This is a genomic window from Streptomyces sp. NPDC050485, from assembly GCF_044458185.1.
Lineage (GTDB): Bacteria > Actinomycetota > Actinomycetes > Streptomycetales > Streptomycetaceae > Streptomyces.
Genome location: NZ_JBITHR010000001.1, coordinates 756,456 through 772,548 on the forward strand (window position 1 = coordinate 756,456; position 16,093 = coordinate 772,548).

Consider the following 16,093-nt stretch of genomic DNA (forward strand, 5'->3'; position numbering starts at 1 on the left):
AACCTTCACTTCTGGCGCCGAAATCACCCTCTGGAAGTCGACAAATCCCCGAAGTCGCGTCCCGGCCCGGCGGTTTTCAGGCCGTTCCCGGGCCGGTACGCACTACTTTCCGGAGCCGCCGATGCTCTTGATCCAGCCGGATACCGTCGAAATCCCGTCACCGATCGCCTGCCAGTAGCCCTTGCCCTGGGCGACCCAGTCCTGGAGCGGCGTCAGGTCCCAGATCAGCCAGCCCGCGACGAAGAGCAGCACGACGGTGAAGAGGCAGCCCTTCAGACAGCCCAGACCCGGGATCCGCATCCGGTTCGGGCTGCGCCGACGCGGCTCGCGGGGCTCCCGGGGCTCCCGCGCCGGGGCCTGCGGCGGGGGCTGCGGGGGCGCGTACTGCTGGGGCTGCGGCGCGTACTGCTGGGGCTGCTGCTGGTAGGGCTGCGGCGGCGGGGCGTACTGCTGGCGCTGCGGCGGCCGGGGCGGCTGGCCCTGCTGGTAGCCCTGCGGCGCCTGCTGGCCGTACGGCTGGCCCTGCTGGGCGTACGGCTGCTGCTGGCCCTGCTGGCCGTAGCCCTGCGGGGGCTGCTGCTGGCGGTGCGGGCGGCGGCGCAGCGGATCCTGCTCGGGGGACAGAAAACCGACCTGGGTCTGCTCGCTGCGGTCGCGGGCCGCCTGGAGCTGGGACTGCCAGGGGTGCGGTTCCTCCGGGCGCGGGGGCTGCCCCGGCGGCACGGGGGGCATGAGGGCCGTCGGGTCGGCGGGGCCCTGCGGTCCCTGGCCCGTGTGCGGCAGGACCGAGGTCCGCGCGGCCGGGTCGTACGAGGCCGCGTTGCTCGGCAGCACCTGAGTGGGGTCGGCCGCGCCCGGGGCGTCCGGCACGGGGGCCGGCGCCGGGTCGGGCGCGAGCAGGGCGCCCACGCCGTCGGCCGCCTCGACCTGGGCCACAGTGGAGTGCACGCCGATGCCGGCGGCCACCACACGCAGCCCGCGCGCCAGGTTCTCCGCGCTCGGCCGCCGGTCCGGGTCCTTGCTGAGGCAGCGCTCTATGACCGTCCACAGCGGTCCCGGCACGGTGGTGGGGCGGCGCGGCTCCTCGCTCAGATGGCGGTGGAGGACTTCGAGCGCGGTGCCGCCCGCGAACGGCGGACGGCCGCTGACCAGCTCGTACAGCAGGATTCCGGCGCCGTAGATGTCGACGGCGGAGGTCTGCGGGCGGCCCTCGGCGGACTCCGGCGCGACATAGGCAGGCGTGCCCACGAACTCGTGCGTACGGGTCAGGCCCGGGGAGTCGGCGAGGCGCGCGATGCCGAAGTCGGTGAGCATCGGGTGCATCGCGCCGTCGCGCTCGTCCAGGAGGACGTTGGCGGGCTTCAGGTCGCGGTGGACGACGCCGTCGGCGTGGCTGGCGGCGAGCGCGTCCGCGATCTGCGCGGTGAGCAGGGAAGCGGCGACCGGGGTGAGCGGGCCGTTCTCGCGGATGTAGCGGTGCAGGTCGGGACCGTCGACCAGGTCCATGACCAGGGCGAGCAGATCGCCCTCGACGACCAGGTCGCGGGTGCGCACGATGTTGTCGTGGCGCAGCCGCAGCAGTACGGAGCGCTCCCGCAGGAAGCGCATCACCACGTCCGCGTCGTTGGCGAGCTCTTCCTTCAGGACCTTGATCGCGACGGTCTCGCCCGGCTGGCCCGCGACAGATGCCTCGGAACCCGCGGTCTCGCGCTGGCGGGCTCGCCAGACGGTGCCCGTGGCGCCGCGTCCGAGCGGCTCCTCGAGCAGGTACTTGCTGCCTACCGGCCGCACGTCATGCGCTCCCTGCTGCTCGCTTCACTTGCTGTGGGGGTTTCCGGCCCACTCTAGTGCCGCCCCCGACGCCGCAGACGGGTCGTACGGTCGGCGCCACCAGGTTGTTCACGGTCTTCTCATGCTGCACGGCTTCCCATGCTGCACGGTCTTCTCATGTTGCACAGGGAAGACGCGGTCTTCGCACGGAAGGTTGCCGAACGGCCGTGCCCGGCATCACGTGCGCATGCCGCACCCGGTCGCAACCAGCCACTTTTCCGTCCACATTTGCACCCGGAGCCGACCAATCAAGATCAATTCGAGGTGGGCGACGGGCGTGTTGTCAGTGGCAGGTGCGAGGATGCCCTCAGCACGAATTGTGTGCCGGGTGGGGGGAATCACAGGGCTGCTCCCCCTTCTCGGCACCCCCGCGCAGAAGGGACCGCCGAGGCGATGCAGATCCGGCTGACCGTCCTCGCGCCGCGCAGCGGCCACGCTGCGGCGCGCGCCTGCGACGTGCTCGTCACCGCCCCGGCGGGGACGGCACTCGCGGCCGTCGCGTCCGGCCTGGCCTCGGCCGCTTGCGGCGCGGAGGTCTCGGGCGCGTCCGTGGTGCTGTTCGCGGGCCGCGAACGGCTCGACGCACAGCGCCGCATCCTCGGCGAGCCACCGCTCCTGGACGGCGCGGTGCTCTCCCTCGCGACCCCGGCCGCGGACGAACCGGCCCACGACGGCCCGGCCCCGGCCCGGCTGCACGTGGTCGCGGGTCCGGACGCGGGCGGCGTCCATCTGCTGCACGGCGGCAGGGTCGGGATCGGCCGCTCCACCGACTCCGATGTCCCGCTGGACGATCCGGACGTGTCCCGCCAGCACTGCGCGGTGACGGTCGGCGAGGACGGCCGCGTCAGCGTCGCCGACCTCGGCTCCACCAACGGCACCCGGGTCAACGGCACGGAGATCGGCCCCCGCCCGGTCCGGCTCGCCCCGGGCGCGCTGCTGCGGATCGGCGAGTCGGCCCTGCGGCTCTCCCCCGGCGGCCCCGAGGCGGAGCCGTCCCTGCCGACGACACCGGACGGCGAGGGCCACCTCCGGGTGACCCCGAACCCGGCACCGGCCGGGACGACGCCCCCTGCCGGACACGGCGAACAGGGCGCCCCCGCACCGCAGTTGGGCCCTCCGTCCGGCGAGACGGCTTACTCCTTCGGCACGTCACCGTCCTCCGCTGGCGCGTCACCGTTGCCCTTCGGCACGTCGCCGTCGCCCTCCCCGCTGGGTGCACCGCCGCCGCCTTCCTTCGGTACGCCACCGGCCTCTTCGGGTACGTCCCGGGGCCCGGCGGGGCCGCGCTCGCACGAGGAGTCGTACGGGTCCGGGTTCGACGCGCCGGATGCGCCCTCGGCGTACGGACACGACGGCCCGGACGGCGAGCGGGACCCGGCGCGGCAGAGCAGGCGCCAGGGCACTCCGACGCACGGCACCCGGCTGCCCGCGAGCCGGCTGCCGGGACCGGACGAGGCCGAGCACGCCCGCGCGGACCTCTCCGACGGCGGCCGTCGGCGCGGCGGGATAGGCGCGTGGGCCCGGCGGCTGGCCGGCGGCCGTGGCGAGACGGCGCCCGAGCAGGCGCCCGCCGAGCGGCGGCGGCCCCCGGCCGAGCCGCTGCCGGAGAGCTGGCCCGATCCGGCCGCGCTGCTGCTCACGGCGCTCGGCCCAGGACCCCGGCTGTGGGAGCGGGAACCGGGCCACCCGGAGGCGCTCGCCGTCCGGGTCGGCACCGCGGACCGGGGCGAGCTGGCGGCCGTGCCGGTCACGGTGGGGCTGCGCGAGGTCGGCTCGCTCGGGCTCGCTGGGCCGCGCGAGCGGCTGGCCGGGCTCGCCCGCTCGGCCATCGCCCAGCTCGCCGCACTGCACGCGCCGACCACGCTGGAGATCGTCCTCATCAGTACGGACCGGGCGCGCGGCCTCCAGGCGCGCACCGCCGAGTGGGACTGGCTGGGCTGGCTGCCCCAGGTCCGCCCCGCGCACGGCCAGGACTGCCGGCTGCTCCTGGCGTACGACCGCGACCAGGCGGCGGCACGCACCGCCGAGCTGGTCAGGCGGCTCGACGCGGGACCGCTGGGTCCCGGCTGGGCCTCGGCGGACCGGACCGCGGTGGCCGAGGCGGCCGCCCGGCACACTGGTCCGTACACGGTGGTCGTCGTGGACGGCGACCCCGGCTCGGCGCCGCTGCGCGAGACCACCGCCCGGCTGGCGGCGGCGGGCGCGGCGGCCGGAATCCATCTGCTGTGCCTGGCCGAGGCGCCGCCCGCCTCGGCCGCCTCACCCCTCGCGGAGACGTACGAGACGGCGTGCGCGGCGTCGCTGGCGTTCCGGGAGTGCGGGGCGGTGGCGCTGCTCAGCGGCGATGTGGCGACGGCGCTGCGGCTGCTGCGCATCGCGGGCGGGCGGCCCGCGGGGTACGGCACGGTGGCCGCGGTGGACGCGGTGTCGCGGCCCTGGGCCGAACGGTTCGCCCGCGCGCTGGCTCCCCTGCGCACCGGTGAAGTGGGCGCCGCCACGGGGCGGTTGGCCTCCTCGCTGCCCCAATCGTCACGGCTCCTGGACGAGTTGGGGCTTGCGCGGGCCACGCCCGCATCTCTGATGGCCCGTTGGGAATCCGCGCCGGACGGGGCGGTGGTGCTGGGCACCGGGCCGCGCGGCCCGGTCGGCGTGGACCTCGCGTCCGACGGCCCCCACCTCCTCGTGGAGGGACCGGCCGGTAGCGGTCGTACGGAGTTGCTGCGTGCCGTCGCCGCATCCCTCGCGGCGGGCGCGCGACCGGACCGGCTCGGCCTGATCCTGGTCGACGGCGCGGGCGGCGAACGCGGGGAGGGACTGCGCCCCTGCACCGAACTGCCGCATGTATCAACCCACTTGATCGCTTCCGATCCCGTACGGATGCGGGAGTTCGCGCAGGCCCTCGGGGCGGAGCTGAAGCGCCGGGCCGAATTCCTCGGCGGGGTGGGGTTCGCGGAATGGCAGACGCAGCGGGAGATCGCCGGGCGGCTGGTCGGGCAGCGCCAGCCGCCCGCCGCGGAGAGCCGGGGCGACCTCGACGCGCCGGGCAGCAGCACCTTGCGGCTGCGTCCGGTGTCGCGCAGCCAGACCGACGCGGGGCCCTCGCTGCCCCGCCTGGTCGTCCTCGTGGACGACCTGGACGCGCTGGTCGCGCCCGCGCTGGGCAGCCCCGGTCGGCCCGCAGCGGGTTCGGTCGTACGGGCCCTGGAGGCGGTGGCCCGCGACGGCGAGCGGCTCGGGGTGCACCTGGTGGCGGCCACGGCCCGGCCCGACCGCACGGCCGACACCGAACTGGCACGGGGTGCCCGGCACCGGGTCGTGCTCGACCCGCCGCCGGCGTCACCCTCGCCGGACGAGCCGTCCCCCGGGCGGGGGCGGCTGCACCAGGCGGACGGGGGGTCCGTGCCGTTCCAGGGCGGGCGGGTCACGGGGCGCATACCTCGCACTGCCACGCTGCGGCCGACCGTGGTGGTGCTGGAGTGGGAGCGCATGGGCGACCCGCCGGCCCGCCGGCCCGTACGCGAACTGGGCAACGGGCCCACCGACTTGGCCCTGCTGGCCAGCGCGCTCGACCGGGCGGCATCCTTGGTCAACGCGGTGCGGGTGGCTCCGCTGGGGTGAGGGGGTTCGGGCCCTGCGAGGCGCGCGGGTTGGCTCCCGGAGCCAGGGAATTCACCCACCCGCCCGCCCTCCCCCAAGCTCTTAAGGAGCAAGGGGAAGGGCGGACAGGCGGGGCAATCCCCGCGTGACCCAACGTCACAAGCCCATCACGATCACCAACTTGACCGCCAACGCGGTATTGCGGCGCCCCCGCACCCGGCGTAGGACTGTCGCACGGGACGAGAGCGGCGGCGCCTGCGTCACCGGGCGCGGCGGTTCGTACGCGCACGGGAGAGACGGGGCACGCATGCGCAGCACTCGTACAACGCGCACCACCACAACAGGCCGCACCCTCATGTCCGCCCTGGCCATCGGCGGTCTCGCGCTCGGCGCGGCCGGGTGCGGGGACGGCGGGAAGAAGAGCACTCCTTCCGCCAGTGCTTCCACCTCCGCCTCCTCCGGCGCCGGCGTGCAGCTTCCCAAGCTCAACGGGGAGAAGATCGAGGTCGCCGCCGTGTGGACCGGGCCCGAGCAGGCCAACTTCGTCAAGGTGCTCAAGGAGTTCGAGGCGCGGACCGGGGCCACCGTCACCTTCGTGCCCGCCCAGGACCCCATCGTCAACTTCCTCGGTACGAAGATCGCCGGTGGCAGTCCGCCCGATGTGGCGATGCTCCCCCAGGTCGGCGCGATCCAGCAGGCCGTGGAGAAGAAGTGGGCCAAGCCGGCCGGCGCCGAGGTGCAGGCTCAGCTCGACGCGAACTACTCCAAGGCGTGGAAGGACCTGGGTGCGGTCAACGGCACCCAGTACGGCGTCTACTTCAAGGCCGCCAACAAGTCCCTGATCTGGTACAACACCAAGGTCTTCCAGAACGCGGGCGTCAGTGAGCCGCAGACGTGGAAGGCCTTCCTCGCCACCGCCGACACCATCTCGGCGTCCGGCGTGACCCCGGTTTCCATCGGCGGCGCGGACGGCTGGACCCTGACGGACTGGTTCGAGAACGTCTATCTGTCCCAGGCCGGTCCGGAGAAGTACGACCAGCTGGCCAAGCACACGATCAAGTGGACCGATCCGTCCGTCAAGGACGCGCTCACCGCGCTCGCCCAGCTCTTCGGCAAGCCGAGCCTGATCGCGGGCGGCACCAACGGCGCGCTCCAGACCGAGTTCCCCGCCTCGGTCACGCAGACCTTCACCGGCGGCGACCAGCCCAAGGCGGGCATGGTCTTCGAGGGCGACTTCGCCGCCGTCAACATCGCCCAGACCTCGGCGAAGATCGGCACCGACGCCAAGGTGTTCCCGTTCCCCGCGGTCGGCGCCAAGTCGCCCACGGTGATCGGCGGCGACGCGGCCGTGGCGCTGAAGGACACCAAGGGGGCCCAGGCGCTGCTCACCTGGCTGGCCTCCGCCGACGCCGCCAAGATCTGGGCCTCCGCGGGCGGCTTCGTCTCGCCCAACAAGGCCCTGGACTTCGGCGCGTACCCCAATGACGTGCAGCGCGACATCGCCAAGTCGCTGATCGCGGCCGGTGACAATGTGCGCTTCGACATGTCGGACCAGGCTCCGCAGTCCTTCGGCGGCACCCCCGGCAAGGGCGAGTGGAAGGACCTCCAGGACTTCCTGAAGAACCCGGCCGACATCGCGGGCGTCCAGTCCAGGCTGGAGGCCGACGCGGCCGCGGCGTTCAAGAACTGACCCGGCGATGACGACCGCCACGGCGGGAGGAGCCCCGCCTCCCGCCACGCCTCCCGCGCCCAAGAACGTCAAGAGCGTGACCGGTACCCGCAAGTGGATCGCGGCAGTGTTCCTGCTGCCCGCGCTCGTACTGCTCGGTGCGCTCGTCGTCTATCCGATCGGATTCTCGATCTATCGATCGTTCTTCGATCAGTCCGGGCATTCGTTCGCCGGACTCGACAACTACAAGACGCTGTTCACCGACCACACCATCCGGACCGCGGTGAAGAACAACGCGATCTGGGTGATCTGCGCCCCGACCGTCGCCACCGCCCTCGGCCTGATCTTCGCCGTACTGACCGAACGGGTGCGCTGGGGAACGGCGTTCAAGCTCATCGTCTTCATGCCGATGGCGATCTCCATGCTCGCCGCGGGCATCATCTTCCGCCTGGTGTACGAGCAGGACCCGGCGCGCGGGGTCGCCAACGCCGTATGGGTGGGCGTGCACGACACGTTCACCGACTCGGCCGGATATCCCCACGCGCATCCGCTGCCCGCCGCGCCGCTGAAGGCCGGGGGCGGCGGGACGTTCGTCACCAAGGACGTCGTGCACGCGGGGCAGCCCGCCCTGCTGCCCCTGGTCGGGGTCGCCGCCGACAAGATGCCGACGTCGGCCGGGCCCGCCAAGGCCGCCAAGAGCGACCCGGGGAAGGTCACCGGCACGGTCTGGCTCGACTTCACCAAGGGCGGTGGCGGCCGTCCGGGCGTCATCGACCCCGAGGAGCTCGGCCTCAAGGGCATGAAGATCGAGGCCGTCAAGGACAACAAGGTCGTCGCCTCCGCGACCGCCGCCGCGGACGGCACCTTCTCCCTCCCGGCGAAGGCCGACGGGGCTCAACTCCGGCTCCCCGAAAGCAACTTCCACGAGCCGTACAACGGCGTCGAATGGCTCGGGCCGACGCTGGTCACCCCGGCCATCATCGGCTCGTACATCTGGATGTGGGCGGGGTTCGCGATGGTGCTCATCGCGGCCGGGCTCGCGGGGCTGCCGCGCGAGCTGCTCGAAGCGGCGCGGGTGGACGGCGCGAACGAATGGCAGGTGTTCCGCCGGGTGACCGTCCCGCTCCTCGCGCCGGTGCTCGCGGTGGTCCTCGTCACGCTGATGATCAACGTCCTGAAGATCTTCGACCTGGTCTTCATCATCGCGCCGGGATCGAGCCAGGCCGACGCGAACGTCCTCGCCCTCCAGCTCTACCGCTCCTCCTTCGGCACCGAGGCGGACCTCGGCATCGGCAGCGCAATCGCCGTACTGCTGCTGCTCCTTGTGATCCCGGTGATGCTCTTCAATATCCGGCGCATGCGACGGGAGGCGAAGCGATGAGCACGCTGGGCACCGCGACCGCCTCCTGCCGGGGGTCCGGGGGTCGTCCCCCGGGACAGCACAGCAATATCCGGCGCATGCGACGGGAGGCCAAGCGATGACCGCTGTCGACGGGATCGTCAAGGCCAGGCAGTCGCTGCCCGCGCGGATCGCGGCGCGGGCGGGCGGCGGCGCGCTGCGCGTGTTTCTGATCCTGGTCGGGCTCTTCTGGCTGATGCCCACCGTCGGGCTGCTGCTCTCCTCGCTGCGCAGCCCCGCCGACATCGCCTCGACCGGCTGGTGGAAGACCTTCACCGACCCGTCCCGGCTCACCTTCCACAACTACGCGAACCTGCTCGACAACAGCACGATCACCAACTCCCTCGTGTCCACTGTCCTGATCACCGTCCCGGCCACCGTCCTGGTCGTCGTCATCGGCTCGTTCGCCGGGTACGCCTTCGCCTGGATGGACTTCCCGGGCCGCGACTGGTGGTTCATGGTCGTGGTGAGCCTGCTCGTCGTGCCCGTGCAGGTCGCCCTCGTGCCGGTCGCCAAGCTCTTCGGGCAGATCGGGATCTTCGAGACGACGTTCGGCGTGATCGTCTTCCATGTCGCCTTCGGGCTGCCCTTCGCGATCTTCCTGCTGCGCAACTTCTTCGCGGAGATCCCGAGGGAGCTGCTCGAAGCGGCCCGGCTCGACGGGGCGGGCGAGATCCGGCTCTTCACCCGGGTCGTGATGCCGCTCGGCGGCCCGGCGATCGCCTCGCTCGGCATCTTCCAGTTCCTGTGGGTCTGGAACGACATGCTGGTCGCCCTGATCTTCGCCGACTCCAAGCACCCGCCGATCACGGTGGCGCTGCAGCAGCAGGTCCGCCAGTTCGGCAACAACATCGACGTCCTGGCGCCGGGCGCCTTCGTCTCGATGGTCATCCCGCTCGCCGTCTTCTTCGCCTTCCAACGGCAGTTCGTCACCGGGGTGATGGCGGGGGCGGTCAAGTAACCACCTCACCACCCCTCGAACCACCGCCCCACGAACGAATCCGACCGCTTGATCGCGCGATCGACCGAGCCGACCGCTCACCCGATCGTTCGATCAAGCACCCCGCTCGAATGACGCCACGTCAAGCGCGCGTGACTTCGAATACCCCGGACGGCACCGGCGGCGTAACCCGGTCACTCCATCGGACGTTCACGGGCCATCTACCCGTGCCCTCTCACGCCCCCAGGATGTCCGTTGCCCCGGTTCAGCGTTGTCGTGCCCGCGTACAAGCTCCAGGCGTATCTCCACGCCTGTCTGGAATCGGTCCTGAGTCAGACGTACGAGAGTGACGGGAGCCCCGCGTCCGATCTGGAACTGATCGCGGTCGACGCGGGCTCCCCCGACTCCTGCGGCGAGATCATCGACGAGTTCGCCGCCCGCGATCCCCGGGTCACCGCCGTGCACCTCCCCGCCGACCCGGCCGACCCGGGCCAGGGCCCCGGCCCCGCCCGCAATGCCGGACTCGCCCGCGCCACGGGCGACTACGTGCTGTTCCTCGACGGCGACGACACCCTCGCCCGGCACGCCCTGCGCGACATCGCCGACCGGCTCAAGGCCTCCGGCGATCCCGACGTCCTGGTCTTCGGCCAGGCCCGTACCCACTGGTCGGGCGAGACCGAGCACCTCCCGGTGCCGCCGCATCTGACCGAGTCCGGCCCCGCCTCCTTCCAACTGACCGACCGGCCCGCCCTGTTGAAGCAGCCGACCCCGGCCTGGAACAAGGCGTACAAGCGCGAGTTCATCGAACGCGAGGGGCTCGCCTTCGCGCCCGGCCCGCGTACGGACACCTCCTGGACGTACGCGGCGCTGCTCGCGGCCGGGTCGCTCAGCACCCTGGAGCGGGTCTGCGTGCACCACCGCCGGCGCCGCGCCCCGGCCATCGCTCCGAGCCGCCACTTCGACCTCTTCCCCCACTACGACCGTGTCTTCGCCTTCATCGACTCCCGCCCGGAACTCGCCGGTTGGCGGCCGGTGCTCGCACGCAGGATGGCGGACCACTTCGCCGCCGCGTCCGCCGCCGTCCTGACCGCGCCCGGGCTCTCCCCGCGCACCCGCGCCGAGTTCTTCCGGCTGGCCCGCGCTCACTACGGCCGCCACCGGGTGCCGGGCGCGGCGGGGCTGCGGTACGCCGGGGTCCGCTTCGGCACCTACCGCACGTACCGCACACTGCGGGGGATCCGCGCGCTGCGCGCCCGCACCAGGGCGTTCGGCGCCGCGCTGCTGCGCCCGGTGCGCTCGGCCGCGCTGCGGCTGCACTACCGCGTCCAGCTGCGCCTGCCGCTCCGCGCCAACATGGCCGTGTTCACGGCGTACTGGAACCGCGGCTACGCGTGCAGCCCGGCCGCCATCGAGGCGAAGGTCCGCGAACTCGCCCCCTGGGTGCGGACCTCCTGGATCACCACGCCCGAGCAGTACGCCACCGTGCCGCGGGCCACCCGCCGAGTGCGGCCGGGTAGCTTCGGGTACTGGTCGGCGCTGGCCCGCGCCAAGTACCTGGTGAACAACGTCGAGTTCGACCACGGCCTGGTCAAGCGGCCCGGGCAGATCCTGCTCCAGACCCATCACGGGACCCCGCTCAAGTCGGTGGGCCTGGATCTGACGGACCGTCCGGCGGCCTCGCGCTCCACTGATTTCGCCCGGCTGCTCGCGGACGCCGACAAGTGGGACTTCGCCCTCTCGGCCAACCGGCACTCCACCCTCACCGGGGAGCGCGCCTTCCCGGCCGCGTACACCACGCTCGAATACGGCAGCCCGCGCAACGACGTGCTGCGGCGCTCCACCCCCGCCGACTCGGCCCGGCTGCGCCAACAGCTCGGCATCCCGGGGCAGTCGACCGTCGTGCTGTACGCGCCAACGTACCGCGACTACAGCCGCAGCCAGCACCTGCCGCTCGACCTGGAGCGGCTCGGCCCGGCGCTCGGCCCGGAGTTCTTCCTGCTGAGCCGCGCCCACTTCGCCTATGGCGCGCCGCTGAGCAGGACCCCGCTGCCGCGCGTCCTGGACGTCACGGGGCATCCGTCGGTCGAGGAGCTCTGCCTGGTCTCGGACGCGCTCGTCACGGACTACTCGTCGCTGATGTTCGACTACGCCAATCTGGACCGGCCGATCGTCATCCTCGACGACGACCGCGAGGCGTACGAGGCGGCCCGCGGCACCTACTTCGACCTGCGGGCCTGCCCGCCGGGCGCGGTCGCGCGGACCGAGGACGAACTGATCGACATCTTCGCCTCCGGCCACTGGCGCGGCTCCCGCTCGGCCCAGCTGCGCGCCGCGTTCCGGTCCCGCTTCTGCCCGTACGACGACGGGCACGCGGCCGAGCGCGTAGTCCGCCGCGTCTTCCTCCGCGAGACGACCCCCACCCCCCGCAACCTCCCCGAACAGCGCACCCGCGGCACGGAGTTCGCCCCCTCGGCAACCCGGGCATCCCACTGACCAGCGCCCCGAGGGGGCTGATGGAACCCTGACAGGGGCGCTGGGAACTGCGCCACTAGCCACGCACGGCCGTCGGCCGGACGATCACCGACCCGAGCCGCAATCAACTCCGCACGGCCGGCAGCCGAACAGCCACCCACCCCCCGCTCTCAGGCCACCGCCTTGAGCGCGGCCACCGCCGACTTGGCCAGATCGTCCAGGTAGCCCTTGGGCAGCGGGCCCTTCACCACCACGAGGCGCCAGTAGAGCGGACCCACGATCAGGTCGAGCGCCCGGTCGGGGTCCGCGCCCGCCGGCAGCTCGCCCCGCTCCACCGCCTCGCGCACGACGACCGCGGCGACCCCCTGCTGGCCGTCGAGCAGCGCCGCCTTGATCGCGTCCGCGATCTCCGGGTGGCGTACGGACTCGACCAGGAGGTCGGGGATGACCTGCGAGGCGATCGGGTGGCGCAGGGCGAGCGAGGCGACCGCGAGCAGGGCGCGGATGTCCCCGTACAGGGAGCCGGTGTGCGGCAGCGGAAGGCCCTGTTCCGCGAAGGCCGACACCAGGTCGAGGACCAGGCTGAGCTTGGACTTCCAGCGCCGGTAGACCGCCGTCTTGCCGACCCCGGCGCGGCGCGCGATGCCCTCGATGGACATCCGGGCGAAACCGACCGCGGCGAGTTCCTCGAAGACGGCCGCCCGGATGGCGTCCGTCACGTCCTCGCGCAGCACCGCGGCGCCGGCCGGGGCACGCCGGGTCCGCGGGCGGTTCGCGGGGGTCTCCGGGTCCGTCTTGGTCATGGCTTGAGCATAGCGTTGCGACGAGACGGTTGCGTTGCGACGTAAGGGCGTCCTACTCTCGCCGTAGCGACGATACGGGTCCGTCCCATCGCCAGCGACGACCTTGCTCCCGGAAGCCTCCCGGAGCACCCCAGCCGAAAGCGACCGTTGTGAGCCAGACCGCAGCTGCGCGCGAGACCGCAGCACCATCGGACTCCATTCCGGCGCCGAGGGCGGAGTCCGCCCGGTACACCGGTGACCAGGCCCTCACCCCGGCCGAGCTGGCCGCGAAGTACGGCCTGAAGGTCAGCGGCGCCCGCCCGTCGCTGCCGGAGTACGTTCGGCAGCTGTGGGACCGGCGCCACTTCATCACCGCGTTCGCCACCGCCAAGCTGACCGCGCAGTACAGCGAGGCGAAGCTGGGCCAGATCTGGCAGCTGATGACGCCGCTCCTGAACGCGGCGGTCTACTACTTCATCTTCGGCATCCTGATGGGCAACAAGAAGAGCACGCCGGACTACATCCCGTGGCTGGTCACCGGCGTCTTCATCTGGACCTTCACGGCCAACTCGATCATGGCCGGCACCCGGGCGATCACCGGCAACATCGGCCTGGTGCGGGCGCTGCACTTCCCGCGCGCCTCGCTGCCCGTCTCGCTCGCCCTCCAGCAGCTCCAGCAGCTGCTGTTCTCGCTGGCCGCGCTGGCGATCATCATCATGGGCTTCGGCCAGCTGCCCGGCGTCTCGTGGCTGCTGCTGATCCCCTCGCTGCTCCTCCAGTCGATGTTCTGCACCGGCCTGTCCCTCGTGATGGCCCGGATCACCGCCAAGACCCCGGACGTCGCCCAGGTGATGCCGTTCGTCCTGCGCACCTGGATGTACATGTCCGGCGTGATGTGGAACCTGGGCCCGCAGCTCAAGAAGATGCCGCACCTGGTGGGCCAGCTGCTCGGGCTCAACCCGGCCGCCGTCTACATCGACCTGGTCCGGTTCTCGATGATCAAGAGCTTCCATGCCAAGCAGCTGCCCCCGCACGTGTGGGCGGTGGCCGGCGGCTGGGCGGTCGTCGCGCTGGCGGCGGGCTTCATCTACTTCTGGAAGGCAGAGGAGCAGTACGGACGTGGCTGAGACCAGCACCCTGGACGCGGGCGCCATGGCGGACTCCATCGGCACCCCGACCGTGATCGCCGACGACGTGCACATCATCTACAAGGTCAACGGGACCGGCGCCAAGGGCAAGGGCGGAGCCACCGCCGCGCTCAACCGGATCGTCTCGCGCAAGCAGACCCCCGGCATGCGCGAGGTGCACGCCGTCAAGGGCGTCAGCTTCGTGGCCCGTAGGGGCGAGGCCATCGGCCTGATCGGCTCCAACGGCTCGGGCAAGTCGACTCTGCTCAAGGCGGTCGCGGGCCTGCTGCCGACCGCCCGGGGCAAGATCTACACCCAGGGCCAGCCCTCGCTGCTCGGCGTGAACGCGGCCCTGATGGCCGATCTGACCGGCGAGCGCAACGTCACCCTCGGCGGGCTCGCCATGGGCATGACCCGCGAGCAGGTCCGGGACCGCTACGACGGCATTGTCGAGTTCTCCGGGATCAACGAGAAGGGCGACTTCATCTCGCTCCCGATGCGCACGTACTCCTCCGGCATGGGCGCCCGGCTCCGCTTCTCCATCGCGGCCGCCAAGGACCACGACGTCCTGCTCATCGACGAGGCCCTGGCCACCGGTGACGCCAAGTTCCAGCGGCGCAGCCAGGAGCGCATCAACGAGCTGCGCAAGGAGGCGGGCACGGTCTTCCTGGTCAGCCACAGCAACGCCTCGATCAAGGAGACCTGCGAGCGGACGCTCTGGCTGGAGTCGGGCACACTGCGGATGGACGGCCCGACGGACGAGGTCATCGCGGCGTACGAGCGGTTCACGAAGAAGAAGTAGCGGGCGCGGCGTCGCGCGGGGCGCCGTCGCAGCATCCCGCACAATCGGAACAAAGGGTGCATACACTTCCCCGGGATGACGCCCTCCCAGCTGCCTCCGCCGCCCCAGCGGGTCCGCATCCCCGCCCCGGCGCCCGCGCCCGACCCGGGCGCCCTCGGCCGCCGCACCCGGCACGCCGCGCTCGGCTGCGGCTGGCTCGCCACCCGCGCGCTCATGCTCCACCTCCTGGCCGGCGACCGGCTCGGCGTCGGCGGGGTGGCCGGGGAGGTCTCCGTCCTCTACCGGCGCTGGTACGAGGAGCTCAGCGCGGGCACCTTCCCCTTCGGGGACCCCACCTGGCAGTACCCGCCCGGCGCGGGAGCGGTGATCCTGACCCCCGCGCTCTTCCCCTTCCTCACCTTCTTCCAGGCCTTCACTGCCCTCACCCTCGCCTGCGACGCGCTGATCGCCCTGCTCCTTGCGCGGGCCGGGTCCCGGCCCGGCGGCAGCGGGGCCGGCGGCTGGCTGTGGGTGGGCGGCCTCCCGCTGCTCCTGCACGTCCCGTACGGCCGCTACGACGTGGAGGTCACCGCCCTCGCGGTGGGTGCCCTGCTCTCGCTGCGGCGCCGCCCCGGCCTCGGCGGCGCGCTCGCGGGGCTCGGCGCCCTGGTCAAGGTGTGGCCGATGCTCGCCCTCATCGGCGCCCCGCCCGGCCGCACCACCCGCCGCGCCCTGCTCGGCGCGCTCGGTGCGGCGGCCGCGCTGCTCGCGGTGCTCGCGCTCGCGTTCAGCCACACCCTGGACTTCGCCCGTCAGCAGGGCGGCCGGGGCATCCAGATCGAATCCCTCGCCGGGACCGCGCTCCAGCTCGCCCACCTGATCGCGGGCCGTCCCGGCCGGGTCGTCCACCAGTACGGGGCCATGGAGTTCACCGGCCGGTACGTGTCCGCCCTGGCCGCGCTCAGCCTGGCGCTGACCGGGCTCGCCTGCTGCTGGCTGCTGTTCTGGCGGCTGCGCGCCCGCCGCTGGACAGTGGCGGTGCCGCTGGACGCGGCGCTGTGCGCGGTGCTGCTGTTCACCGTGACCAGCCGGGTGATCAGCCCCCAGTACCTGGTCTGGCTGCTCGGCCTGGCCGCCGTCTGCCTCACCTCACGCCGGACCACCCAGCGCCCGGTCGCCCAACTCCTGCTCCCCGCCGCCGCGTTGAGCGCCCTCGCCTTCCCCTGCCTGTACGCCGAGGTCATGGCGGGGACACCCCTGGGCACCGCCATCATGACCGCCCGCAACACCCTGCTGCTCACGGCCACCCTGCTGTCCTGCCGACGCCTGTGGACGGGGTCTGTTTGCGATTCCAACACGGCGCCAAAATCAAGCCCCTCATGGGGGCCCCTCCCCGGCTCTTAAGGCCTTGGGGGCGTTTGAGGAGCGTACGGCGGCAAAATCAAGCCCCTCCGGCGCTTGAGGAGCGGGGGCCGGGGGGCAGAGCCCCCGGTACC

10 protein-coding genes are annotated in these 16,093 nt (G+C 72.5%); 8 read left to right on the plus strand and 2 right to left on the minus strand.

Annotation, left to right across the window (positions count from 1 at the left end; translation table 11 throughout):
* Positions 1-102: 102 nt before the first annotated feature.
* Positions 103-1,791 carry a serine/threonine-protein kinase gene (locus ACIBK6_RS03535; RefSeq protein WP_399048360.1) on the minus strand — a complete coding sequence of 563 codons (1,689 nt, stop codon included), beginning with the start codon at positions 1,789-1,791 and terminating at the stop codon, positions 103-105.
* A 432-nt stretch (positions 1,792-2,223) separates the two neighbouring features.
* On the opposite strand from ACIBK6_RS03535, the gene ACIBK6_RS03540 reads away from it, so the two are divergent.
* From ACIBK6_RS03540 to ACIBK6_RS03560, 5 genes are all read left to right on the plus strand, one after another.
* The gene (locus ACIBK6_RS03540; protein ID WP_399048361.1) at positions 2,224-5,448 is read left to right on the plus strand and encodes an FHA domain-containing protein; all 3,225 of its coding nucleotides are present in this window, start codon (positions 2,224-2,226) and stop codon (positions 5,446-5,448) included.
* Positions 5,449-5,734: 286 nt separating this feature from the next.
* The gene (locus tag ACIBK6_RS03545) at positions 5,735-7,117 is read left to right on the plus strand and encodes an ABC transporter substrate-binding protein (protein WP_399048362.1); all 1,383 of its coding nucleotides are present in this window, start codon (positions 5,735-5,737) and stop codon (positions 7,115-7,117) included.
* Between the two features lie 7 nt (positions 7,118-7,124).
* Entirely contained in the window at positions 7,125-8,477 is a 1,353-nt protein-coding gene (locus ACIBK6_RS03550; protein WP_399048364.1) for a carbohydrate ABC transporter permease, read from the plus strand.
* A 97-nt stretch (positions 8,478-8,574) separates the two neighbouring features.
* A complete protein-coding gene (locus ACIBK6_RS03555; RefSeq protein WP_399048366.1) occupies positions 8,575-9,456 on the plus strand; it encodes a carbohydrate ABC transporter permease in 882 nt (293 codons plus the stop codon).
* A 234-nt stretch (positions 9,457-9,690) separates the two neighbouring features.
* A complete protein-coding gene (locus ACIBK6_RS03560) occupies positions 9,691-11,928 on the plus strand; it encodes a CDP-glycerol glycerophosphotransferase family protein (protein WP_399048367.1) in 2,238 nt (745 codons plus the stop codon).
* Positions 11,929-12,077: 149 nt separating this feature from the next.
* Here ACIBK6_RS03560 and ACIBK6_RS03565 read toward each other — a convergent pair whose 3' ends face one another.
* Positions 12,078-12,710, minus strand: a complete 633-nt coding sequence (locus tag ACIBK6_RS03565; protein ID WP_399048369.1) for a TetR/AcrR family transcriptional regulator — start codon at positions 12,708-12,710, stop codon at positions 12,078-12,080.
* Between the two features lie 197 nt (positions 12,711-12,907).
* On the opposite strand from ACIBK6_RS03565, the gene ACIBK6_RS03570 reads away from it, so the two are divergent.
* From ACIBK6_RS03570 to ACIBK6_RS03580, 3 genes are all read left to right on the plus strand, one after another.
* Entirely contained in the window at positions 12,908-13,816 is a 909-nt protein-coding gene (locus ACIBK6_RS03570) for an ABC transporter permease (RefSeq protein ID WP_399048471.1), read from the plus strand.
* 25 nt (positions 13,817-13,841) lie between these two features.
* Entirely contained in the window at positions 13,842-14,618 is a 777-nt protein-coding gene (locus ACIBK6_RS03575) for an ABC transporter ATP-binding protein (protein ID WP_399048473.1), read from the plus strand.
* 75 nt (positions 14,619-14,693) lie between these two features.
* Entirely contained in the window at positions 14,694-16,001 is a 1,308-nt protein-coding gene (locus ACIBK6_RS03580) for a glycosyltransferase 87 family protein (RefSeq protein ID WP_399048371.1), read from the plus strand.
* Positions 16,002-16,093 lie beyond the last annotated feature (92 nt).